Raw genomic sequence first — 24,179 nt, forward strand, 5'->3', positions numbered from 1 at the left:
AGGATTAGAGAGACATGTCGAACAGCTATGATGCCATCATCATCGGGGCCGGGATCATTGGAGCCAATATCGCCTTTGAAATGGCCAAACGGGGCAAACGCACTTTGAATGTCGACCGCAACCCGGCTTCTGGCTACGGCTCAACCGCCAATAGCTGCGCCATTATCCGCACCTATTATTCCACTTTTGAAGGCTGTGCCATGGCCTTTGAGGGCACGCGCTATTGGGAGCAGTGGAATGATTATCTGGGCATCGAGGATGAGCGGGGCAACGCGATCTATCATGAATGCGGCTGCATTCTTTTGCGAACCCCGGAGAATAACCATCTAAAAGAAATCCTGGCAACGGCCGACCGATTGAAAATTCCGTATGAAGTGTTGGATAACGCGGGGTTGAAACAACGTTTGCCTGTGCTCGACCTGCAGTCCTTTTCGCCGGCCAAACGGCCAGATGATCCGGAATTCGGCAAATCCAATGGCGAGATGATCGAAGGGGCCGCCTGGTTCCCGCAAGGAGGCTACATCAGCGATCCGCAACTGGCGACCCATAACCTGCAGCGGGCGGCCGAAAAACACGGCGCGGCATTCCGCTTTAATGCTTCGGTTGCCGAGATCAGGCAGGAAGACGGCCGTGTGGCCGGGATCACCCTGGACGATGGCACCCGGCTGGATGCACCGGTGGTGGTGAATGTTGCCGGACCGCATTCTTCCGTGATTAACAGGATGGCGGGTGTCGAGGCAGGCATGAATATCAAGACTCGGGCGCTTCGCCATGAAGTGGCCCATGTGCCGTCGCCTGTTGGTTTCGATTTCGAGAAGGACGGCACAATTTTTTCCGACAATGACACCTGTGCCTATCTGCGCCCGGAAGTGGGCAACCATATCCTGGTTGGCAGCGAAGATCCGGATTGTGATGAACGCGAATGGGTTGATCCGGATGATTTTAACCGCGCCTTGACCGATCAGACACGCACTCTGGCGCTGCGTGCGGCGCAGCGGGTGACAGGTCTGCCGATCGCGGACAGTGTAAAGGGGGTGGTCGATCTATATGATGTGACCGACGACTGGATACCGATTTATGACAAATCAGATCTGCCCGGTTTCTATCTGGCCATCGGTACCAGCGGCAATCAATTCAAAAACGCTCCGGTTGCCGCAGTGATGATGGCGGAACTGATTGAAAAATGCGAGGCGGGTCATGATCATGACGCCGATCCGGTCTCAGTCTATCTGGAACAAATCGGTGAGACGGTCAGTATGAAATTCTGCTCGCGCCTGCGCGAGGTGAACCGGAATAGCAGTTTCTCGGTATTAGGTTGATAGGGGACAGGGGGCGCTCAGGCGACCCCGACGCCTTTCAGGATAACCCGGGTCACTGTTTCCTTGGCGCTCTCGAAAGCTTCGTCATCAAGTGGCTTATCATCATTCAAAATCTCGATCTGGCGGCCGAAATCGGCAAAATGCTGGGTAATGGCCCAGATCATGAACATCAGTGGTCGCGGTTCAATCGGATCCATCTTGCCTTCTGCGATCCAGCGTCGGATCACAAGCTCGCGCCCTTCCAGCCATTCGCGCACATGGCCGGCAATATAGTCATGGGTGAATTGCGCACCGCTGATAATCTCATTGGCCCATACCTTGGAACCATGTGGGCGGGCGCGTGACTGATCCATCTTGGCACTGATATAGCCGGACAATGCCGTGGCCGGGTCGGTCTCCTGGTCAAATACCATGGCGGCCTGCAGCCATTGATCACAGATGTCTTCGATCAATCGCTGATAGAGATCATTCTTGGTGGAAAAATAGTAATGAACATTTGCCTTGGGCACGCCCGCTCTTTTGGCTATCCTGTCCATGGTCGCGCCCTTGAGGCCGAACTCGGCGAACAATTCCTCGGCCGCTTGGAGGATGATCGCTTCATTTTCCCGGCGGATTGCCGCCTTGTGCCGGCCATTACCGTTGGCAGTATCAGTCGCCATACCTAACTCACCCGTTCAAATTTGACCTTATTATCTTGACCAAACGGTCAGATTATTTCTGCACTGATTCTGGTCAAAAACCAAGGATTAATCGTTAGGCACAGACGCGGCACCATGGTTTTCATCGAATTGTTCCGGTGTCGTTTGCGGAACAGAGAATGGCAAAACCGGTTCGGACCGGCGGTTCTGCCAATGGTTCAATGTCATCATGACAGTGCAAGAAAGGCCACCGCAAATGTCACAAATTAGAGGCTTTCTAACATTCTTGTGTGAGACCAGGTTTGAAGACCTGTCCGGAGACGTGATCCAGCAGGCCAAAATATGCCTGCTAGACCTTATCGGCACAGCGGCCGGTGGCAGCACTCTGCCGGGGCCCCATATCATCCGATCCCATGCGGCACGGTTTTTCGGCGCTGGTGAGCAAGCGTCCAGAATGCTCTTTGATGGAAGGCCGGTCTCCGCGCCGGGCGCGGCGCTGGCGGGTGGATCAATGATTGACGGGCTTGATTGCCATGATGGTCATGCCTTGACAAAAGGACATGTGGGCTGCGCAATTTTGCCGGCGATTCTCGCCTATTATGATGCCTTTGGAAGGGATCGAACAGGACAGGATCTTCTGACCGACCTGGTGATTGGTTATGAGATTGGGACGCGTATGGGCATCGCCCTGCATGATACGGCATGCGATTATCATACCTCCGGGGCCTGGAATGCCATCACATGTGCAGCACTTGGCGCGCGTATAATGAACTTGGACATGGATGCAGCCCGACACGCTTTGGGGATCGCGGAATATCATGGCCCACGCAGCCAGATGATGCGGGTAATAGACCACCCGACCATGTTGAAAGACGGGTCCGGTTGGGGGGCGATGGCAGGGGTAAGTGCCGCCTATCTTGCCCAGGATGGTTTTAGCGGTGCGCCCGCTCTCTTGGTCGAAGATCGGAAATCAGCACCACTTTGGCAAGAACTTGGAGATAATTGGCGCATCCATGAACAGTATTTCAAACTCTATCCGGTTTGCCGTTGGGCGCAGCCAGCCATAGCGGCGGCACTCTCACTGAAGGCTAGTCATGACGTTGACGGTGATGAGATCGAAGCCGTCACCATCCATACCTTTCATCAAGGATGCCGCTTGTTCCAGGGGCTGCCAACCGATACGGAACAGGCACAATATGGCATTAGCTTTCCATTGGCGGTCGCGCTGAAATATGGTGCGATCAACGCGGCACATATCTCGGGTGCGGGGTTAACCGATCCGGATGTGATCCAGCTTTGTGGACGCATCCGGATTGAAGAGAATGGCAAATTCAATGATCGTTTCCCGGCGGAACGTTGGGCCCGGGCGGAGATCCTCCTGAAGGATGGGCGGATGCTTGAAAGCCCGGATACTAAAGCCGCGGGCGATCCGGATACCCCAATCGCTGATGGTCGTCTGGCGCTGAAATTTGATGAGTTGGCAAAACCTGTATTGGGGCAGGCTAGAACAAAGAGGCTGATGGAGAGCATCCTGACATTGGATACGCCTGGCTATTTAATCATCCCCTTGCTGGATGACTTGCTTAATCCTGTGGACTAGAGCTTGCGCCGTCGTTCTTCCATGGGGCTTCGGTTGAAATGCTGGCGATAGCATTTGGCAAAATGGGAATGGGAGACAAACCCGCTGGCCACGGCCACTTCGACAATGGGCAATCCCGTCTGCACCAGCAGCAGTCTGGCATGTTCCAACCGTAATTCCATGTAAAAGCGGGCAGGGGGCTGGCCGATATGCTGTTGGAATAAGCGCTCCATCTGTCGTACGGACAGGCCGACCGTTTCCGCAATCTCTGCAGGGCTGATCGGGGTTTCCAGATTGCTTTCCATCAGATTGATGGCAGTAAGGAGTTTTTCGGACTTGGTGGCCAGCAACAGTTTTCGGGACATGCGCTGTTGGTCGGCCTGATCCCGGATCCGGTCATGCTGGAATTGCATGGATATATCGGAAGCCAGCTCGGATCCATGGTCCCTGGCAATGATATGTAGCATCAGATCCATGGCCGAAGTGCCGCCGGCGCTGGTGTATCGGTTGCGGTCGATCTCGAACATGCTGCCGGTAAGCTCAATATGGGGATAGGTTTCGCGGAAACCGATGGCATCCTCCCAGTGAATTGTGCAGCGATATCCCTCCAACAGCCCGGCTTTGGCGGCGATATAAGACGCCGAACTGAACGTTCCGATGGGGGTGCCATGCCGATCCAGACGCCGGAGCCAGGCAAAGACATGCTGATCATCATAGGTTTCATAATCGATCCCGGCGACAATGAAGACCATGTTGAGATCCGGGGCGTTATCGATACTGCAATTGGGGACGATTTCAATCCGGTTACTGGCACTGACGGGGGCGCCGTCGGATGTTATCAGGACCCAGTCATAAAGCTCTTTGCCGGACAGGCGGTTGGCAGCTCGCAGCGGTTCAATGGCGGAGGCGAATGCCATCATCGAACATTTAGGGGTCATTAGAAAACCGATACGTGCGGTTTGGTCTATTTGCGAGGTCATCCTGGGGCCTGTTTCCCGAACCGTTCAGGGCCGATATGTCGCTATCGAGCCAATCTCAGAGGATACTATTCACTAAATAAATGAATTTACTAGAATAATATTGTTTCCCCTTGGCGTTCACGAAACAAAAAGGGGCGTCGTTAGACGCCCCTTTCAGATTAGTCAATTATGTCTGTTGGTTACTGGTAAACCACATAGACGAAAATAAACAGGAAGACCCAAACCACGTCGACGAAATGCCAGTACCATTCCGCTGCTTCCAATCCAACATGACCTTCTTCGGTGAAGTGGCCATCCTTGGCCCGGAAGAAACAGACCAGCAGGAAAACTGCACCGACAAAGACATGGAAACCATGAAATCCGGTGGCGAGGAAGAAGGTTGAAGGATAGATGGTATCTTCATCGAAGAAATCCTCGCCCAGGGCAAAGGCCGCTTCGCTATATTCATAGGCCTGCAAGCCGATGAAGATGAAGCCGAGCAGGGCAGCAAGCCCGATCCCGGTCATCAGCTGGCCTTTGTTGCCGTTTTTAATGCCTTTGGCACCCCACATCAGGACGACACCGGAGGTGATCAGGATGACGGTGTTGATCAGCGGCAGGCCCCAAGGATTGAAAGTCTCAATATTCTCCGGCGGCCAGACCTCTGTAACCGGGTTGAGCCCGCCCTGCCAGAAGAAGGCCCAAAAAAAGGCCACGAAGAACATCACTTCCGAAACAATGAACAGAGCAACACCCAACCGCAATCCCACCCGGACACGTGTGGAATGGGCGTTTTCCTTGTAGGCTTCCATGATGACGTCACGCCACCACACAAACATGGTGAAAATGACGCCTGCCAGACCGGCCAGCAGAAGCCATGGTGTTTCATTATGCATGAAATACACGAGGCCGATTGCTGCCACTAAAGCCGAAATGGAACCGACGAAAGGCCAGGGACTGGGCCGTACAAGATGAAATTCATCCATCGCTTTTGACATATCAATTCTCCCGAATTGCTTGTTCCACCGATTCTTCCTCAGGGGCTGCGGCAAGGTCATTGCCGTTGCTATCCTCTTTGGCCGGGAAGAAGGTATAGGAAAGGGTGATGGTCCTGACTTCCCGGGTCGTCGGGTCAGTCAGGATCGCGGGGTCGACATAAAATGTGACAGGCAGGTCTGCGCTTTCTTCCAGCGCCAGGCTCTGGTCACTGAAACAAAAACAGTCAACTTTGACGAAATAGGGGGCTGCTTTCAGCGGTGTGACGTTGAAGGTTGCAACGCCCCTGGTCGTTGAATCGTCCAGATTGCGGGCCTTGTAGAATGTCAGGCCTTCTTCACCGATGGGGATCTGGATCGCTTTTTGATCCGGTTTGAATTCCCATTTCAAGCCTTTGGTGATGTCGGCATTGAACCGAATGGTCATCATGGTGCCGTCACCGCCCGGGGCCTGTGCCTGTTGGTCCACATTGGGAGTGCCGCCAAAACCGGTAACCTGACAAAAGAGCTGGTAGAGCGGCACGGAAAGATAGGCCATGCCGACCATACCGCAGGCAATGCCTGCCAACACCAATGCCAAATTTCGGTTTTTGCGTTTCACATCCATCTGTTTCAATCCTGTCTGTCCCGGCAGGGGAAAGGGCGAATGTCATCGGTCATGCCCATGAAACAATCCGCAATCCTTGCCCCAAAACCGGTCATCTGGTCGCTCCCTTATTCAGCCGGATGATTGGCCAGAACCGGCGGTTCCTCGAAATTATGCTCCGGCGGCGGCGAGGACAGGGTCCATTCCAGCGTCGTAGCACCTTCTCCCCACTGATTGTCGGCCACTTTTTCCGGATTGCGGAAGGTAACCCACATGACATAGAGGAACAGAAGTGTAGCAACGCCGGTGATATAAGAACCGACAGAAGCCACATGGTTCCAGCCGGCGAACATATCAGGATAGTCCGGAATACGGCGTGGCATGCCGTTCAGACCCAGGAAATGCATCGGGAAGAAAGTCAGGTTCACGCCAATGAAGGTCAGCCAGAATTGAATCTTGGCAAGTCCTTCGGGGTAACGACGTCCGGACATTTTCCCGATCCAGTAATAGAGCCCGCCGAACATGGCAAAAACAGCCCCCAGCGAAAGGACATAATGGAAATGCCCAACCACGTAATAGGTATCGTGGAAGGCAACATCCACGCCGGTATTCGCAAGCACGATGCCGGTCACGCCCCCTGCGGTGAACAGGAAGATGAAACCGATAGCCCAAAGCATGGGAACCTTGAATTCAATGGAGCCGCCCCACATGGTGGCGATCCAGGAAAAGACCTTGATGCCTGTCGGGACCCCAATGGCCATGGTGGCCGCCAGGAAATAGGCCCTGGTATTCACATCCATGCCAACAGTGTACATGTGATGCGCCCAGACGATGAAGCCGATACCGCCGATGCCCACCATCGCATAAACCATACCCAGATAACCGAAAATCGGTTTCTTGGAAAAGGTGGAGATGATGTGGCTGATGATGCCGAAGGCCGGCAGGATCATGATATAGACTTCCGGATGGCCGAAGAACCAGAACAAATGCTGGAACAGAAGCGGGTCACCGCCACCGGCCGGGTCAAAGAAGGCGGTGCCGAAATTCCTGTCGGTCAACAGCATGGTCAACGCGCCTGCCAATACCGGGATGGAGAGCAGGAGCAGGAATGCGGTTACCAACATGGACCAGACAAACAGCGGCATTTTATGAAGGGTCATACCCTTTGCCCGCATGTTGAATATGGTCGCAATGAAGTTCACGGCACCGAGAACTGATGAAACACCCCCGATATGCAGGGCGAGAATAGCAAAATCGACCGCCATACCGCTATGGCCGGTGGTGCTGAGCGGCGGATAGACCGTCCAACCGGTACCGGCACCGCCATCGGTGAACCCCGCCAGAAGCAGCAGGATGAAAGCGGGTGGCAACAGCCAGAAGCTGATATTGTTCATCCGCGGGAAGGCCATATCAGGCGCCCCGATCATCAATGGCACAATCCAGTTTCCAAATCCGCCGATCAGGGCAGGCATGACCACAAAGAAGACCATGATCAATCCATGGGCCGTGACCAAGACATTATAAAATTGCTTGTCGTCTCCGATCAGCTGGATTCCCGGATCGGCAAGTTCGGCGCGGATATAGATTGAGATGGCGCCGCCGATGATACCGGCGATAATTGAAAAGATAAGGTACATGGTACCGATATCTTTATGGTTGGTGGAATAGACCCAGCGTTTCCAACCGGTTGGTCTTGGATGATCGCTCATTGTTTGCTCTCCTCGGTCACTTCGGCCTGGCTGCCCAGGGCAAGGGACACACCTGCCGGGGCGGAATTCACAGGCGTGGTGCCGGAATTATCCGCATATTCTTCTTTCATTTCTTCGATCCAGGTGTCGAATTCCTCGCGGGGAACAACGCGGACTTCAATGGGCATGTACCCATGGTCAACGCCGCAAAGCTCCGAACATTGGCCGTAATAAGTCCCTTCCTTGGTGACAAAGACGGGGGCTTCTTGCAGGCGCCCAGGCACGGTGTCGAATTTCACGCCAAACTGCGGCATGGCCCAGGCATGGATCACGTCAACGGAGGTGCCGATCAGCCGGATTTTGGTGTTGGCTGGCAGCACAACCGGATTGTCCGTTGTGAGAAGGCGTGGCTGTCCATCTTCCAGATCTTCTTCCGCGACGAGGAAAGCATCAAAAGTGAGGTCGTCATGATCCGGATAGGTATAAGTCCAGAACCATTGGTTGCCCGTGATTTTCAGGGTCATTTCCGCATCAGACGAATCATTCATGAAATAGAGCAGGCGGAAGCTTGGCACCGCAATCATCACCAGGATGAGGATCGGGATGGTCGTCCAGAGGATCTCCAGTTTGGTGTTATGGGATGTTTTTGAGGGCACCGGGTTTTTGCTGGCGCGGAAACGCACGCAGACAATAACCAACAGAACCAGAATAAACAGAACAATTACGACACTGATGATATGCAAAATATTATTCAGCTCGTGAATTTTATCCATCACGGGTGTGACTGACTCTCTCATCCAGACACCCCAATCTCCCATTTCACCGGAATCGGCATAGGCCGCAGGCGATAGGAAGAGGATGGCGAGTAACGCACTTAAAGTTCCGCTTGCACGAAACAAACCAAACCACCTCATGGCGATCAACTCCCCTTATTTTAGATACCCGGATTATGTCCCGGTCCGGGCGTACTCTTATCCGTCAGAGGCCGGATCTCCGGCCGGACCTCAAAACGGCAGATGAACATCCATGATGACAGCGATGAACAGCGCCATCAGATATTTCATGGAAGCGAAGAAATTCTTCATAGCGACGTCTTCTTCCGGTCGCTTCAGAAGTCGGATATTCCAGTAAATCAAATAGATACCGGACAAGACAGCACCGATGCCATATATGTGGCCCAACTCCCCGAATGCCCAGGGCAGTAGGGAGGAGCCAACCAACAGAACGGTATTTACAAAAATCCAATAAGCGGTTCGGCGATTGCCGACCACAACCGGCAGCATTGGCACGCCGGCCTTGGCATATTGATCCTTCAATTTAATCGCCAGCGCCCAGAAATGGGATGGGGTCCAGAAAAACAGCACCACCGCCAGCAGCATGGGCAAAAACCATTGGTCCGGATTAACCGCCGCTGCGCCCGCGAGCACGGCAAAGGAGCCGGCCATACCGCCAATGACGATATTCCAGAGATTGCGCCGTTTCAGCCAGACCGTATAAACGATACCGTAGAAGAAGGCCCCCAGGAACAGGTGGGTTGCCACAACCGGGTTAAACATCCAGATCGCGATGCCGCATCCGGCAGCCAGACAGCTGGCTGCGATCAACAGCACAAGGTTATGATTGCGGATGGCACGCTGTGCAAAGGGCCGTTTGGCCGTGCGTGGCATCAACCGGTCAATATCCCGGTCATAAAAGTGATTGAAGATAGAAGAAGAGGCTGAGCCCAGCATCATTGCCAGAACCAGAACCATCAATTCTGAGAACTCTATTTTACCTTTTTCCACTGTCGCCAGATAGCCGACGACGGCAGTCATGGCGATCATCACTCCAATACGGAGTTTCGCCAACTGCAGATAGTTGCCCATTTTAACATCCCTGTACGCTTACTAATTTTTTTGTTGAGAACGTACTTTTTGTTTTTTTATTACTTGGAACTATGGCCCGGATAGATTCTGAATACAACATAGAAAATCCGGAAAATTATATTGCTATCAACAAGTAAACTGTGATCAAAAACTTCTGGCAAAGTTATGCATACCGCAGGAACCCGCGGATTCGCAAAAATGTGTGAGATCCCTAAATAAGCCAGGGGACGGTGCGACAATATTTCGCACCGGCCCGGGCCGTTGTTCCATGTTTTAAGATATTAGGTCACACTTTTTACGGGAATCGGCGCATTGGGCGATTTCTTCAGCAGCAATCGAAGTGCCATGATCACAAAGATGGCGCCCGCAAGAATCGCAAGTCCGCCACCCAGGCCAAAAACACCGGCGGCGATCTTCTTTTCCACACTATCCAGGGCCTGGTCGGCGCCAGATGTTTTCCGCTGGACCCCATGGCCGCCGGCCAAAAACAGGCCGATGGCATGAATGGTCTGACCGATGCCATACATATAAAACTGCGCCAGAAGCATGCGTTTTCCCCATTTTCCGGTGATCTCAGGGGTGCCCAGTTCGGGCAGGATCACCTGGAAATATACCGCCATCAGCACGATCTGGATGCTGCCGATGGCCGCATGGTAATGGGCCGGAACACGGGTGTCGCTGCCATCCAGCAAAAGCCCGAATACACCACTGAGATTAAACATGAAAAGAGAAGTCAGAAGCGCAACCGAGAGATAATCTCCTAAGCGTAATCCACCCTTTTCGGACAATTTCAGCAAAATAGCGAGGCCAACGGCGGTCGGCGGGAGAACCAGGCCATAGCGCAGCATCTCCGTGAAAAAGGTTTTGTGGTCTGTTGAGGTCAATTCCATCAGGAAATAGCTCACCGGTCCCGGCAGGGTCGACAGCGCCAGCACCAGCATTAACAGCGCAAAAATACGGGCATTCAATAAATCGCTGTTCCAGATTCGGCGGGCGATAATGATCCAGCAGATGATCAGGATTGCGGTGTTAAAAAATTGCAATACATGGCCGCCGCCCCAGAAAATCAGTTCGTTAAAGGCAAGATCATCCAGTCCATCCGGGATCTGAAAACGCGCTATTAAAAAACAGCCAAGGGCGACCAGATAAATCAAGGCCAAAGCGCCCAGGGCATAGCCCAGGCTTGAGGCGCGCATACTGGCTGATTTGAGGGAAAAAAGGTGGCGCAGGCTGATCAGGGCTAGACTGGAAAACAGCAAGATCAGGCCGCCATAATAAAGTGGATCGTTGAGGATCGGAACATAATTGTTCAAGGATGGCAGGGCGGAAGGCATGAAGGTCGGGAGAACCAATCCTGCAAATCCAAGCGATGTCAGTGCAATGGCCAGCAGACCGACAAGATTTCTTCCGTCTTTGATATCCGCCTTGAGACGGGCATAGGCCATCAGTGTGCCCGCTACAGATAAGAACCAGACGACAAAGGAAAAAATCACATGGCCAACCAGGCCTTTTCGAAAGGTCGGCGGATCAGACCAAAGCGCGAAATCATAAATCACCGGCACGCGGGCTGCCAGCACGGCAATCACGATAACGCCCGAGAGGGCCAGCGCGATGAGCGAAATCAGTGTCCAGGCTCGCAATTCACCATAAGCTGTCATAATGGCCTCAAGCGGATGGCGGATAGATATGGAATGCCATGGCATAAACTACCAGGCCGCTGACACAAACAAACAGCCATAGCGGCAATGTGTATCGGGCAATGGCCTTATGCCGGTCGAACCGCTTTTTCCAGGCTCGCAAAATGGTTGTGATGATCATCGGCAGGCAGATGACAGCCGCCAGGATATGAATGATCAGGATGGTGAAATAGACAGGACGGATAAATCCTTCCCCTGAAAACGGGGTCTGACCGATATGATAGTGATAGGTCAGGTAGGATGCTAGGAAGATGGCAGATACGGTAATCGCGCCGATCATTGTGCGTTTATGCGCCTCCCGCCGACCGCTGCGGATAAAGAAATACGCCACTGTCAAAAGCACCAAACTAAGCGCATTACAGAAAGCCTGAAAATGCGCTAAATCCTGAATTTCCATATGTTCTTCCCACCTGTTCAATAGAGGGGACATTTGCATCCCTTGGCCTTCGACGACCGTTATCATTGGTGGAAACGTTAACGGGTCTTGATTAGCTTGGCAATTGCAGCGAGCCTTTTTCAAAGTTGATAGGATGTGCTAGGTCAAAAGGGACAGGCGCGGCCTAACCTATCGAAGTGAATTTTTCTTTGGACCAGGAACGAACATACCACCCGGAGCCTTTTATTCCGGACAAAAGACACCCGTTTTACCGGCGGCCGCGGTTTCTTTTCGGCCTGTTGATATTCCTCGTTGTGACCGCGCTGATGCTGTGGCAACTCCACGGGGCCACCAAACGATTTTATCTTCTTGAGCTGGAAGCGGATGGGCAGCGTAAACTGACGCTTTATGTCTCAGCCCTTCGTGGGGAGTTGCAAAAATACCGGACCTTACCTGCTGTCCTGGCCAAGCACCCGGTCACCCAGAATTTGCTTTCCGATCCGACGTCCAAAGACCGGGTCATGGCTGCCAATGCCCTTTATTTGGAGATAAGGGATCTGACCGGGGCCGATGAGATTTATCTCCTGCAGCAAGATGCGACTACGCTGGCCGCCAGTAATCACAGACAAGCCGATTCATTTGTCGGAAAAAACTTCGCATACCGACCCTACTATCAGGAAGCCGTCAAAGGAAAGCTTGGTCAATATTCAGCCCTGGGCACGACATCACGGCGGCGCGGTCATTATTTTGCCAGTCCGGTCAGGGTAAATGACCGCATCATGGGGGTCCTGGTCGTCAAGGTGGACGTGGCCGCCTTGGAAGGGATTTTCAACGACAGGGATTTGACCGCCCTGGTCACCGATCTGCATGGTGTCGTTTTCATGTCCAATCGCCGGGATTGGGTTTTTCGGTCGCTGACTGAGCTTCCCGCCGCCACTTTGGACGAAATCGGTGAAAGCCGACGCTATCAGGATGTTGCCATCAAGCCGCTTCCGGTGCAGGAGAGCGCAGTGACCGAAGACGGTTTGCGGCTTTTGATATTGCCGGCATCGGGTGAGGGGCCGCCCGTCAATAAAACCTTTTTGCGGTTGACCAAACCGATGCTGGACGTGGATTGGTATCTTTCCCTATTAACCCCAATCCGGGAAGCGTCGGCGCAAGCCGATATGATTACCGTTCTGGCAGGGATTGTTTCGGCCCTTGTTGCACTGACACTTTATACAATGTCAGGCAAACGCAGGGAAATGCGGGATAGACTTAGCGCGCAACAGCATGCGCGTGAACAGTTGGAAAAATTCACCCATGAACTGGAGAGCCGGGTTGAAAGCCGTACGAAAGAACTGCGTCAAACACAAAATGAACTGGTTCAGGCCGCTAAACTGGCAGCTCTGGGACAGATGTCAGCAGGCCTGAGTCATGAGTTAAACCAGCCGCTGACCGCCATCAAGGCCTATGCGGAAAATGCGGTGAAACTGATTGACCGGGATAAACCTGAACAGGCAGGGCGTAATCTGGAAGTGATCTCGGATCTCATTTCACGGATGGCCGATATCATCCGTCATCTTAAAACATTCGCCCGGGAGAGTTCTGGCACGTTACAACCTGTTGATCTGAATCTCGTGATCAAGGACAGCCTTCTCTTCATGGGGGCCCGTCTGGAACGGGACGGGATAGATCTGCAATACTCCCCTTCAAGCCAGCCGATCATGATTAATGCGGACGCTCAGCGACTGCAGCAGGTGTTGGTCAACCTGATTGGCAATGCCATGGATGCGATGCGAGAGGATCGGCAAAAATATCTGACCATCCGCACTATGTCCGAGGGGGCGCAATGCAGGATTTTCGTGGCCGATAGCGGGCCTGGCATTGCCGTGGAGCCGACTGAACGGATCTTTGATCCCTTTTTTACAACGAAGGAAATCGGTGAGGGCCTTGGTCTTGGGCTGTCTATTTCTTACAATATTATTAAAGACTTCCATGGTCTTCTTAGTGTGTCGAACAAAGATTCGGGTGGCGCGGAATTCTGCATTGCCCTGCCGGTTTTGCAAGAAGCCAATAAACATACGGAACAGGTGGCATGAGTGACCCGACAATCCTTTTGGTGGATGATGAAGAGCCGATCCGGCTCTCCTGCGGCCAGGCTTTCGAGATCGAGGATATGCCCTGCCTTGCCTTTCCATCCACCAGTGGTGTGATGGATCATATCTCCCGATCTTTTCCCGGGGTTGTTGTTACGGATGTACGCATGCCCAACGAAGACGGGATGGCTTTGCTCTCTAGAATTCAGGCAATAGACCCCGATATTCCGGTCATTCTTGTGACCGGACATGGCGATGTGGCGCTGGCTGTGGAAGCCATGCGGGCAGGGGCTTATGATTTCATCGAAAAACCGTTTGAAACGGATAGGCTGATCGATGTGGTCCGGCGAGGGTTGGAAAAGCGAAGCTTGATCTTGCAGAACCGTAACCTGACCCAACAACTGGAACAGTCTGATGGCCTGTCATCTGTTTTGATCGGCCGTTCAGATCCGATGCGCGCTCTGCGACAGGATATCCGTTCAGTTGCCGATACTGCGGCCGATATTTTGGTTCTGGGGGAAACCGGGGCCGGCAAGGAGATTGTCTCACGCTGCCTGCATAACCACAGTCCCCGAGCCAAGGGGCGTTTTGTGGCCATCAATTGCGGTGCGATTCCAGATAATATTATTGAAAGCGAATTGTTTGGCCATGAAGCAGGGGCTTTCACCGGCGCGCAGAAACGACGGATCGGTAAGTTTGAATATGCAACCGGCGGCACGATTTTTCTCGACGAGATCGAGAGCATGCCGATGGATCTGCAGGTCAAAATGTTGCGCGTCCTGGAAGAGCGGGCGTTAGAGCGGCTGGGGGGGAATGAAATGATTCCCCTGGATGTCCGGGTCATTGCCGCGACCAAAGTGGATCTGCTTGAAGCCAGTGGCCGGGGAGATTTCCGAGAAGACCTCTATTATCGGTTGAATGTTGTATCGATCAATATTCCTGCATTGCGGGATCGCAAGCAGGATATTCCCCTGCTTTTCACTTTGTTTGCCGGTCAGGCTGCTAAACGTCATGGCAGGGATAACCCCATGCCGGACCAGAATCTGCTGCTGGGCCTGATGTCCCATGACTGGCCGGGAAATGTCAGGGAGTTGAAAAACTCGGCAGAACGATTTGTTCTCGGGCTGCCGCCATTATCAGGGAACATTCTCCAGGTCCGAAAAGATGTGCAGGGAAGCCCTCTTGTCAATCAGGTCGAAGCATTCGAACGCCATTTGATCGAGCAGGCGCTGGCAGAAGCCAGAGGATCAGCCAAACAGGCTTACGAAAGCCTCGGATTGCCACGCAAAACCTTTTACGACAAGCTCAAGAAATATGGGTTGGATCGAAAGGACTTTCTTCGCGAATAGCCGATAAAATTTGTGTGAAAATCCGCACAATGTGGATTTTGAAATTGTCCGGAATTGGTGACAAAATAACGAATCTTACTCAATGCTCCTTCATTAATATCGTTTATTTTCAATTATTTATTGTCTGTTTTGTGCTGGCTGCATGTCTGGCATGCAGATTGCTCATATCAGGCATATCGAAATTACCCCTGCAACAGACAGGGGGCTTGGAAGTGAACCTGAATAATGAGGAGAGGCGCAATGCGCATGTTGAAACTGGGAGTGGCTGCGGCTGCTATGATCGCTGCATCCCTGTCGGCTCAGGCTGAAGAAATCGTGATTAAATTCTCGCATGTGGTGGCGGCCAGCGGCCATCCCAAAGGCGAGGCGGCTGCCCTGTTTGCAGAGCGGGTCAATGAGCGCATGAAGGGCAAGGTCCGGGTCGAGGTTTATCCGAACTCCCAGCTGTTCAATGATAATAAGGTGATGGAAGCCCTGTTGCTGGGTGATGTCCAGATGGCTGCACCCAGCCTGTCCAAGATGGAAAAATACACCAAGAAATTCCGCATTTTTGACCTGCCGTTCCTGTTCAAGGATGTGAATGCCGTGGATCGGTTCCAGGCCAGTGCGGAAGGTAAGGCCCTGTTGAATGCTGCTGAAGGCAAGGGTGTCAAAGGCCTGGCTTATTGGCATAACGGCATGAAACAGATGTCCGCCAACAAACCGCTGATCTCTCCGGCGGATGCCTCTGGCTTGAAATTCCGGATCCAGACCTCTGACGTCCTGGAAGCGCAATTCCGCGCCTTGGATGCTAATCCGCAGAAAATGGCGTTCAGCGAAGTGTATGGTGCCTTGCAGACCGGCGTGGTTGATGGTCAGGAAAATACTTGGTCCAATATCTACACCAAAAAATTCTTCGAGGTTCAGGACGGTATCACCGAAACCGACCATGGCATCCTCGACTATATCGTAATCACCAGTTCCGATTTTTGGAACGGCCTGCCGACTGACATCCGGGCGGAACTTGAGCAGATTTTGACGGAAGTGACCAACGAGCGGAACACGCTTTCCACCCAGATTAATCTCGAGAACAAACAGAAAGTTGTCGCTGCCGGTACGGAAGTGCGCAAGCTGACGGATGAACAGCGTGCAAAATGGGTTGAAGCGATGAAGCCGGTCTGGGCCGAGTTTGAAGGCGATATCGGTTCTGATCTGATTAACGCTGCATTGCTCTCCAACGAGAGCGGTTCCTGATCACCACCTTAGTCCGGGAAGGAGATTGGGCATGTCCCAGAAAGAAACTTTCCTGGGTTCCGTGATCGATCGGCTGGAGGAGGGCGTTATCGCCCTCCTTTTCGCCGCGATGACCCTGGTGACCTTCACCCAGGTTGTCGCCCGCTACGGATTTAATTCCGGCGCGGTATGGGCCCTGGAACTCACAACCTACCTGTTTGCCTGGATGGTTCTGTTCGGCATTTCCTATGGCGTCAAGAAAAACGCCCATCTCGGCGTTGATGCCGTGGTCAATTTGTTCGGTAAAAAGGGGCAAAGGACCTTGGGGATGATCGCGGTTATTGCCTCTATGGTTTATGCTGCCATCCTGTTCTATGGCGGATATGAATATGTCGCCAAACTGTTCAAGATCGGTATCGAAGCGGAAGATCTGCCGATCCCCCGATGGGTGCCGATGGTAATTCTCCCGGTTGGCATGGCGTTGCTGTTTTTCCGGTTTTCGCAAGTCGCCTGGCGCATTTTAACTGGTCTTCAGGATGGATTGGTGTTGGGCAACGAGGCAGCGGATGCCATGAAGGAATATCTGGACCGCGTCGCCGAGGAAGGCGCCGAAGAGCGCCGTAAAAAACAAGATCCGACGGGGAGTGTCTGATGGAAATCGCATTTTTGTTTATTGCGTTGTTCACGCTGCTGTTGATCGGAACGCCCATTGCCATTTCACTGGGCCTGTCCAGCGTGCTGACCATTTTGTTTTTCTCCAACGATTCCCTGGCATCGGTGGCTTTGAAGCTGTTCGAAACCATGGAACATTATACGCTATTGGCCATTCCCTTCTTCATCCTGTCGTCGGCTTTCCTGTCGACCGGTGGGGTGGCGCGCCGTTTGATCCGGTTCGCCATTGACTGTGTCGGTCATCTGCGTGGCGGTATGGCCATGGCCAGTGTGCTGGCCTGTATGTTCTTTGCCGCCGTTTCCGGGTCTTCACCGGCCACGGTTGTTGCTATCGGCTCCATTGTGATTGCCGGTATGGTGAAGGCTGGCTATAGCCGTGAATTTGCTGCCGGAGTGATCTGTAATTCCGGTACTTTGGGCATTCTGATCCCGCCGTCCATCGTCATGGTGGTTTATGCAGCGGCCACGGATGTTTCTGTCGGCAGGCTTTTCATGGCAGGCGTGATCCCGGGTATTGTTGCGGGATTGATGCTGATGATCGGCATCTATGTGGCAGCCAGGATCAAAAACATGCCCCGCATGGAGCGTGCTTCCTTTTCAGAGATGTGGGCGGCTTTCCGAGAAGCCGTCTGGGGCCTGATGTTGGTTGTGATCATCATGGGCGGCATATACGGCGGTATCTTCACCCCGACCGAGGCTGCGGCTGTAGCGGCTGTTTATGCATTCATCATCGCGGTTTTCGTTTATCGTGACATGGGGCCGCTCAAAGGCATGGAGAAGATTTCTGCTGGCGAGTGGCTGATGGCGTTGCCGCGGTCGATTTTCCACAAGGATGTGAACCATGTGGTGGTAGAGGCTGCGAAGATCACCATCATGCTGCTGTTCATCGTGGCCAATGCCATGCTGTTTGCCCATGTGCTGACCACGGAACGCATTCCCCATGTGATCACGGAAACCATTATCGGGGCGGGTCTGTCGCCCTGGGTATTTCTGATTGTTGTGAATATTCTGCTGCTGTTGGCGGGCAATTTCATGGAGCCGTCTGCCATTTTGCTGATCATGGCACCGATCCTGTTTCCGATCGCCATGCAGTTGGGCATTGATCCCATTCATCTGGGGATCATCATGGTGGTCAATATGGAGATCGGCCTGATCACACCGCCGGTCGGGCTCAATCTGTTCGTCACATCGGGCATAACGGGCATGAACATCCTGCAGGTGGTCAAGGCGGCATTGCCCTGGCTTTGCATCCTGCTGGTGTTCTTGGGACTGGTGACTTACATCCCGTTCCTGTCGACCTTCTTGCCGGATCTGGCCTTCGGGCCGCAGATTCATTGAGATAGACCCAAGGGATAAAAAAGGAAGCGGCCGGCAGGAAACTGCCGGCCGTCTATTTTTGGGAAACAGCCGCCGCGTGGATCATCCATGCGGCGGCTGCCCGCTGCCCCAACGGGGAGACCCCGTTATTTCGTCAACCGCAGCTCGGAGATATGGCTGCCCACTTCCTTGAAAATCGTGGACAGAGTATCTGAGTCCGGGGCGTAATTGTAGTAGGGTGCGTTTGGACCGCTCGCGACTGTTTTCATCAATGTCTGAAGGCTGGTGCCGGAATTCGCAAATTGCACCGTATAGATGATTACGCCATCAGCTTTGATATTAGCGGCGATACTCTCCAGGCGGCTATTCATGTCGGCATTGCCGGTACCGCCATAACCAAACACGGTTTTATAGCCGTCACCCGATCCGCCGAAATTCTCACCATCTGTCAGCAGGACAATCGCACGCAGCGGTTCCTTGTCCGGGTCGGCGAGAGCGGCAGCTTCGGTGAAGGGGGCGCCGGGCATCAAAACACGCCAGGCCCAGCCTAGGCCACCTGGAATATTGGTGGTGCCCGTCGGGTTCTGCAGGTCATCAATGGCGCTGTTGATGGTTGTTTTACTGTTTTGGAGGGGGGTTACACCGTGGCTTAGGCATCGGGTGCATTCATTGCCGCCAACAGCCATATCACAATCATCGGATCCGCCAATTGGTTCGCCTTCAGGGCCAATCGGTTCCCAGGCAACCCAATCCGTGCCGCCAAAACTGCCCGCACCATAAAAGATATCGGCATCGTTGGTGTCGTCTATGTCATCGACATACCGGTTGAAAACACAACCTTTCCAATCGGTAGGCGGGGCGCTGAACAAGGGCACCACTGAGTTATTGACCTCATACACAACAGATTGGTTGGAACCGTCCACCGGGCTTGTATAAGCGGACACAGCGGTTGAGGTGGTCAATGCATCGTTAAATACTGTGCCGTCTGTCGTAATATTGACTTTGCCGTTCCAGGGAACCAGCCCGATTTTGAGCAGGTTGCTGGTAGTATCAGAGCCAAAAAGAATTTGGACCAGTTCTTTTGCCGCAGTCCTTGCGGCGGCTATTCGCGTTTGCCCATCTGTCCAATTGCCCATGGATCCAGACATATCGATGGCCAGGACAACGTCAACCGGCGTTTGGCTGCGGGTGATTTCAGCACTGGAAGCGACATCAAAATTGTCGAGCCCAACAACACTCATAAAAGAGGTCGCAAGCTGCGCGGAGGCTGTGACGGTAATGCTCTCGTTGGCGGTATCCACCGCGATTTGGGGGCCGGTCACTTTTGCGCCCATATATCCTTCGGGGAAGTTGGCATCAAAGAACATATTGATGTCATCATCGCGCGTGTCGAGATAAAAGGCACGGCCTCCCGCCAGGGCGGCCGCATCAAGAGCGGCTGACAATCGGGATTTAACCATATAGCCGCGCGCCACATCGACACTGATCCCCACAATGGTCACCAGTGGAATGATGGATAGGGCAACCATCACTATAACACCGCCGGATTGGTCCTTCCTGAATTCTTGAAGGGAGCGTGGAAAAGGGGACAGGCACTTCCGGATCAAACGGGATATTTTCATGGGTCAGTCACTCAACCTTATAAGGATACTGGGGTGATTTTACTCCCAGAGCGGATGGTGGCCGATAAATAAATAAAGATCTCTAATGAATGAAAAACGCGTTCGAATTAACATAAAATTTTAAATAAAAACACAAGCAAAATGAAAAAGTAATACGTCTATATAGATGGCTAAATAAATTAAACTAGATTGCTAATTTATATTTTGACCGGAGTCGGGATTACTTCAATAATCAACTCACGAATTGAATACAGGTTTTCCAAGGAGAGACCCATGTTTACGAAATTGACTGAATTGATGAAAGACGAGTCCGGTGCCACCGCCATTGAATATGGCCTGATTGCCGGTCTGGTCTCCGTCGCCGCCATTACCGCCCTGTCTGCCATGGGGGATGACTTGGAGGCCATGTTTAACAAGGTGAGCACCGAGCTGAAATCCGCTACCGGTACGACCCCTTAATAGTAGGTTCTTCGCGGGCCAATTCCCTATCTACGCCACAACTGCCAATCTATGGCTCGCGATGTATTAGGCCGGGATCCCTGTGGTTCCCGGCTTTTTTTTCAAGAACCTGATAGTAATGGTTCCCTGTACTGCCACGCCACAATCGGCGGAATAGGGGACAGAGTTAGGACCCGGACCCATGTTGACCGCCATTACCCTTGTATCACTTGGGCTGCTGGCACTGCTTGCCTGTTATGCGGCCTATACTGACTTTACCCAATATCGGATCCCGAACCGGGTATCTTTGGCGGTTCTGTTTCTTTTCATTCCCTATGTGATTGCCCATCCTGATCCTGCGGACCTTTATCTCAATCTTCTGGTGGCAGCCGGTGTGTTTGCTGTCGGTTTTCTGTTTTTTGTCAAAGGCTGGATGGCCGGTGGCGATGTAAAGCTGATGACGGTAGTCGCCCTGTGGGCGGGGCCGCAACTGGTCCTGCCTTTTTTGCTGGTGACATCGCTCGCTGGCGGGTTTTTCGCAATTTTAATGTATGGCCATACGCGATTTGGCCTGTCTTTGGCGGTTGGCCGATTGGGCCTGAACCGTCTTCAGGCGATCTTGTTGAATACAAAGATCCCCTATGGCATCGCCATCTGCTTCGGAACATTTTTTGTTGTATGGCAGTTGGTTAGTCAAGTTCCCTGAGGAGAATGATCATGTCTGCTCGCACTCTTATATTCGCGCTCATCGCCATGATTATGGCAGGCGGTACAGCCTTTTACGCCAGGACTTTGATATTGAAGGAACGCCAGGCGAATATCGTGCAGGCCAATAGCGAAGATGAGATCGTTCTTGGCAATGCCCTTATGGTGCTTGTAGCGAAAGAACCGTTGCCGGCCGGCAGTTTTGTTCAGGAAGGCAGTCTGGAATGGGTGTCCTGGCCAGAAGAAAACGTCATGGACAGCTATATCACCGTCTATCGCGATGATCTTGAAAATGATGAGGTTGATCAAGAGCTTCGTCTTGCTCATAACGGGGCGGTTGCGCGCCAGAAATTGTTGGCCGGCCAGCCGGTCACTGAAAAATACTTTGTGCATCCTGGCGACAGCGGCTTCCTGGCGGCTGTCCTGGCTCCCGGCAACCGCGCAATCACGGTTCCGATCTCTGAAACCACCGGTATTGCCGGCTTTGCTTTCCCGGGCGACCGGGTGGACCTGATGCTTAGCCTCAAGCTTAAAGGCGAAGATATGGAGGGCAGCACGGCAACCCGCTATGCCAGTCTGACACTCGTGGAGGATATTCGTGTGCTGGCGATCGGCCAATCCATGATCAATGAGGATGAAGAGCCGGTGGTCGCGAAAACGGCGACCGTTGAAGTAAGCCAGAAACAAGCGGAGAAAATCGCACTCGGCCTCGCGATGGGGCACCTCTCGCTTAGTCTCCGGGGGCTTCAGGATCAGGTGGCTTCGGTGAATCAGGTGACCGAAGATGCGTTGACCAGTTTCCTCAATACCGGTTCCCGCGAAGAGGAAGATAACCGAAATTTTACTCTTGATGTGGAAGTATTCACGGTCAACGGCGTGGATACGTCTTTGCGCCAGCAACGCACCCGGACCAAACAGGCGACGCCTGAGCCGAATGTTACTGTCTTGCGAGGCGGCGGTGCCGCCACAAACCAGTAACGGAAAAGACCAGAGAGGCGATAACGTCATGAAAAAGTTTTCAGTCATAAAAATCGCCGCAGCGCTGCTGCTGAGCCAGCCGGTATTTTTACCAGGCGCGCTTGGCCAGGCTGAACTGGAAGTGCTTTCCGGCGCAAACAGGACCTTGCAGGTGGAGACCAGTCAGGGTCGTTTGATCCGCTTGCCGGGCCGGGCGGAAACCGTGTTTATCGCGGATCCTACTGTTGCCGATATTCAGGTGAAATCGCCAAGTCTGGTTTATCTTTCGGCGTTAAAACCTGGCGGAACAACCTTATTTGCCGTTGACCGCAACGAACAACTGCTCGCGCAGGTCACGATCAAAGTGACACCGGATCTGGTGCAGCTTCGCCATGAGATCCGCACCCTTTATCCCGATTACGATATCGCGGTCAGCGCCGTTGGCAGCAATGTCCTGGTACGTGGAACCGTCGATTCCCCACTTGATGCAGAAAATATCCGCAGGTTGGCGGAAAGAACCGCCGGTGCGCCGGAAGTGGTGTTGAACCAATTGAATGTCGCGTCTGCCGGCCAAATCAATCTTCGCGTCCGTGTGGCTGAGATCACCCGCGATGTGCAGAAACAGATCGGTTTCAACTGGACCGCCAGCAAGGGCGGGTCTTTTGCACTTTCGACCTTCAATACCTTCAATTCCAACATCACCCAAAATACCCTGACCCTGGCAGGAAACTTGGGTGCCTTTTCGCTCAATACGGTGATTGATGCTTTGGAACAGGAAGGGCTGCTGAAGATTCTGGCGGAGCCCAATCTTACCGCCCTGACCGGTGAAACAGCGAGTTTCCTCGCCGGCGGTGAATTTCCAATCCTGGTGCCAGACAGCGATGGCAGTGTCACCATCGAGTTTAAGCAGTTTGGTGTCTCCCTGGCATTCACCCCGACCCTGATCACGGGCGGGCGCATCAATCTTCATGTGCGACCGGAGGTGAGCCAGTTGGATAATACGAATGCCGTGGTCTTGGATACATTCCAAGTGCCGGGTTTGACCACAAGGCGTGCGGAAACAACCGTTGAGCTGGGCAGTGGTGAAAGCTTCGCCATCGCCGGCCTGATCCGGAATGATGTCACCCATGACGTCAATAAATTTCCGGGGCTTGGCGATATCCCGATCCTCGGCGCGCTGTTCCGGTCCGATGATTTCCAGCGCGATGAATCCGAGCTGGTGATTGTGGTCACCCCCTATGTTGTCAAACCGGTTTCCAGCCGTCGACTTGCCCTGCCAACCGATGGCTTTGCCCCGACATCGGATGTTGAACGCCTGCTTGGGAAAGGGATGCAGCGCCGTAATAGGGAGGTGGGTGAAGGGGTGATTGTGAATGAAATGGGCGAGCGGGTCATCGGCCCCGTTGGATTTGAATTTGAATAGGAGTGCGGGACATGAACCGTCACATCATTCGAAAATACGCGATCCGCACTGGTTTTCTGGCCCTGGCGATGATGGCTGCTGGCTGTGAACGCTATGTTGAAAACTGGGAAGAGGTAAACGGTATTCCTGAATTAGAGGTTCATTCCGTGGATTATACCCATGCCGTCCATTTTGACCCGGCCAACAACCTTCCGCACAGTCTGGAGATGGATCAGCTTTCCCAGTTCATGACGCGGATCCGGACCCGGCGGGATGACCCGATTGAAGTGCGATACGAGAATACGCCTGCCCAGCGGGATCAGGCGGCCATCATGAAGGCAATTCTGGAGGACCAGGGGTTTCAGGTTCGGGCAAAACGGATCGAAGCAGTTGATGCCGGGGGGAAGGGATCCGAACCGATTGTGGTTGCGGTGACGAAAGCCGTGATCAAATTGCCGGACTGTCCCAACTGGAATGATGATGTTTTGGACGGGTATAGCAATTTGACTTACCAGAATTTTGGCTGTGCCAATGTCACCAATCTTGGCCTGATGATCGATCGTCCCATGGACCTTGTCCAAGGGCGAAGTGACGGGGTTTTTGATGGCGATTTGGCCGCTTCTTCGATCCAGCGCTACCGCACACGTGAGACCACGCCGTTGAATATTGATGATTTTGGTCTTGTGTCTGAATCCAGCTCCTCGAGCCAGACGGGAGAATGACTG

At 53.1% G+C, this 24,179-nt stretch carries 22 protein-coding genes; 12 read left to right on the forward strand and 10 right to left on the reverse strand.

Translation table 11 applies throughout. The features are described 5' to 3' along the window. Window positions 1–14: 14 nt before the first annotated feature. The gene (locus DFP90_RS11450; RefSeq protein WP_115936630.1) at window positions 15–1,319 is read left to right on the forward strand and encodes an NAD(P)/FAD-dependent oxidoreductase; all 1,305 of its coding nucleotides are present in this window, start codon (window positions 15–17) and stop codon (window positions 1,317–1,319) included. Window positions 1,320–1,336: 17 nt separating this feature from the next. Here the strand turns inward: DFP90_RS11450 and DFP90_RS11455 are convergent, their stop codons facing one another. Further along, complete coding sequence (locus DFP90_RS11455; protein WP_115936631.1) at window positions 1,337–1,978, reverse strand: TetR/AcrR family transcriptional regulator; 642 nt, start codon at window positions 1,976–1,978, stop codon at window positions 1,337–1,339. Window positions 1,979–2,243: 265 nt separating this feature from the next. Between DFP90_RS11455 and DFP90_RS11460 the strand changes: the two genes are divergently transcribed. Beyond that, window positions 2,244–3,557: an MmgE/PrpD family protein gene (locus DFP90_RS11460; RefSeq protein ID WP_218044653.1), complete on the forward strand. Its 1,314-nt coding sequence runs from the start codon at window positions 2,244–2,246 to the stop codon at window positions 3,555–3,557. On the opposite strand, the gene DFP90_RS11465 is transcribed toward DFP90_RS11460, so the two are convergent. The 8 genes from DFP90_RS11465 to DFP90_RS11500 all read right to left on the reverse strand — a co-directional run bounded on the left by DFP90_RS11465 (window position 3,554) and on the right by DFP90_RS11500 (window position 11,723). Beyond that, window positions 3,554–4,516: a GlxA family transcriptional regulator gene (locus tag DFP90_RS11465; protein ID WP_115936633.1), complete on the reverse strand. Its 963-nt coding sequence runs from the start codon at window positions 4,514–4,516 to the stop codon at window positions 3,554–3,556. The genes DFP90_RS11460 and DFP90_RS11465 overlap by 4 nt on opposite strands. A gap of 179 nt (window positions 4,517–4,695) precedes the next feature. Then, entirely contained in the window at window positions 4,696–5,493 is a 798-nt protein-coding gene (locus DFP90_RS11470; protein ID WP_115936634.1) for a cytochrome c oxidase subunit 3, read from the reverse strand. Window position 5,494: 1 nt separating this feature from the next. Further along, entirely contained in the window at window positions 5,495–6,097 is a 603-nt protein-coding gene (locus DFP90_RS11475; protein WP_115936872.1) for a cytochrome c oxidase assembly protein, read from the reverse strand. A 107-nt stretch (window positions 6,098–6,204) separates the two neighbouring features. Further along, window positions 6,205–7,785, reverse strand: a complete 1,581-nt coding sequence (ctaD, locus tag DFP90_RS11480; protein ID WP_115936635.1) for a cytochrome c oxidase subunit I — start codon at window positions 7,783–7,785, stop codon at window positions 6,205–6,207. Further along, window positions 7,782–8,678, reverse strand: coding sequence for a cytochrome c oxidase subunit II (gene coxB / locus DFP90_RS11485; RefSeq protein WP_115936636.1), 897 nt, complete (start codon window positions 8,676–8,678; stop codon window positions 7,782–7,784). The genes ctaD and coxB overlap by 4 nt, the downstream gene beginning before the upstream one ends. A 90-nt stretch (window positions 8,679–8,768) precedes the next feature. Continuing rightward, window positions 8,769–9,629 (reverse strand): heme o synthase, encoded by an 861-nt coding sequence (cyoE, locus tag DFP90_RS11490; RefSeq protein ID WP_115936637.1) that lies wholly within the window; start codon window positions 9,627–9,629, stop codon window positions 8,769–8,771. Between the two features lie 281 nt (window positions 9,630–9,910). Further along, entirely contained in the window at window positions 9,911–11,287 is a 1,377-nt protein-coding gene (locus tag DFP90_RS11495; protein WP_115936638.1) for a hypothetical protein, read from the reverse strand. Between the two features lie 7 nt (window positions 11,288–11,294). Continuing rightward, window positions 11,295–11,723: a DUF420 domain-containing protein gene (locus DFP90_RS11500; protein ID WP_181905314.1), complete on the reverse strand. Its 429-nt coding sequence runs from the start codon at window positions 11,721–11,723 to the stop codon at window positions 11,295–11,297. Window positions 11,724–12,028: 305 nt separating this feature from the next. Between DFP90_RS11500 and DFP90_RS11505 the strand changes: the two genes are divergently transcribed. The 5 genes from DFP90_RS11505 to DFP90_RS11525 all read left to right on the forward strand — a co-directional run bounded on the left by DFP90_RS11505 (window position 12,029) and on the right by DFP90_RS11525 (window position 18,351). Beyond that, entirely contained in the window at window positions 12,029–13,783 is a 1,755-nt protein-coding gene (locus DFP90_RS11505; protein WP_147300995.1) for a sensor histidine kinase, read from the forward strand. After that, a complete protein-coding gene (locus DFP90_RS11510) occupies window positions 13,780–15,129 on the forward strand; it encodes a sigma-54-dependent transcriptional regulator (protein ID WP_115936641.1) in 1,350 nt (449 codons plus the stop codon). Before DFP90_RS11505 ends, DFP90_RS11510 begins: the two co-directional genes overlap by 4 nt. 240 nt (window positions 15,130–15,369) lie before the next feature. Continuing rightward, on the forward strand, window positions 15,370–16,362 hold the full coding sequence (locus DFP90_RS11515; protein ID WP_218044654.1) for a TRAP transporter substrate-binding protein: 993 nt from the start codon (window positions 15,370–15,372) through the stop codon (window positions 16,360–16,362). Window positions 16,363–16,393: 31 nt separating this feature from the next. After that, window positions 16,394–16,993, forward strand: a complete 600-nt coding sequence (locus DFP90_RS11520; protein WP_115936642.1) for a TRAP transporter small permease — start codon at window positions 16,394–16,396, stop codon at window positions 16,991–16,993. Beyond that, the gene (locus tag DFP90_RS11525; protein WP_115936643.1) at window positions 16,993–18,351 is read left to right on the forward strand and encodes a TRAP transporter large permease; all 1,359 of its coding nucleotides are present in this window, start codon (window positions 16,993–16,995) and stop codon (window positions 18,349–18,351) included. The genes DFP90_RS11520 and DFP90_RS11525 overlap by 1 nt, the downstream gene beginning before the upstream one ends. A gap of 125 nt (window positions 18,352–18,476) precedes the next feature. Here DFP90_RS11525 and DFP90_RS11530 read toward each other — a convergent pair whose 3' ends face one another. Next, window positions 18,477–19,859 (reverse strand): vWA domain-containing protein, encoded by a 1,383-nt coding sequence (locus DFP90_RS11530; RefSeq protein WP_181905315.1) that lies wholly within the window; start codon window positions 19,857–19,859, stop codon window positions 18,477–18,479. 366 nt (window positions 19,860–20,225) lie between these two features. Here DFP90_RS11530 and DFP90_RS11535 point away from each other — a divergent pair, with 366 nt between their 5' ends. The 5 genes from DFP90_RS11535 (at window position 20,226) to DFP90_RS11555 (ending at window position 24,176) form a co-directional block, all read left to right on the forward strand. Next, window positions 20,226–20,411, forward strand: coding sequence for a Flp family type IVb pilin (locus DFP90_RS11535; protein ID WP_115936645.1), 186 nt, complete (start codon window positions 20,226–20,228; stop codon window positions 20,409–20,411). A 181-nt stretch (window positions 20,412–20,592) separates the two neighbouring features. After that, complete coding sequence (locus tag DFP90_RS11540) at window positions 20,593–21,096, forward strand: A24 family peptidase (protein WP_115936646.1); 504 nt, start codon at window positions 20,593–20,595, stop codon at window positions 21,094–21,096. Window positions 21,097–21,107: 11 nt separating this feature from the next. Next, entirely contained in the window at window positions 21,108–22,073 is a 966-nt protein-coding gene (gene cpaB, locus DFP90_RS11545; RefSeq protein WP_181905316.1) for a Flp pilus assembly protein CpaB, read from the forward strand. Between the two features lie 28 nt (window positions 22,074–22,101). Continuing rightward, window positions 22,102–23,475: a type II and III secretion system protein family protein gene (locus tag DFP90_RS11550; protein ID WP_181905317.1), complete on the forward strand. Its 1,374-nt coding sequence runs from the start codon at window positions 22,102–22,104 to the stop codon at window positions 23,473–23,475. Between the two features lie 11 nt (window positions 23,476–23,486). Beyond that, on the forward strand, window positions 23,487–24,176 hold the full coding sequence (locus DFP90_RS11555) for a CpaD family pilus assembly lipoprotein (RefSeq protein WP_115936649.1): 690 nt from the start codon (window positions 23,487–23,489) through the stop codon (window positions 24,174–24,176). The last annotated feature ends 3 nt before the right edge of the window (window positions 24,177–24,179 follow it).

Source organism: Aestuariispira insulae, from assembly GCF_003385955.1.
Lineage (GTDB): Bacteria > Pseudomonadota > Alphaproteobacteria > UBA8366 > Aestuariispiraceae > Aestuariispira > Aestuariispira insulae.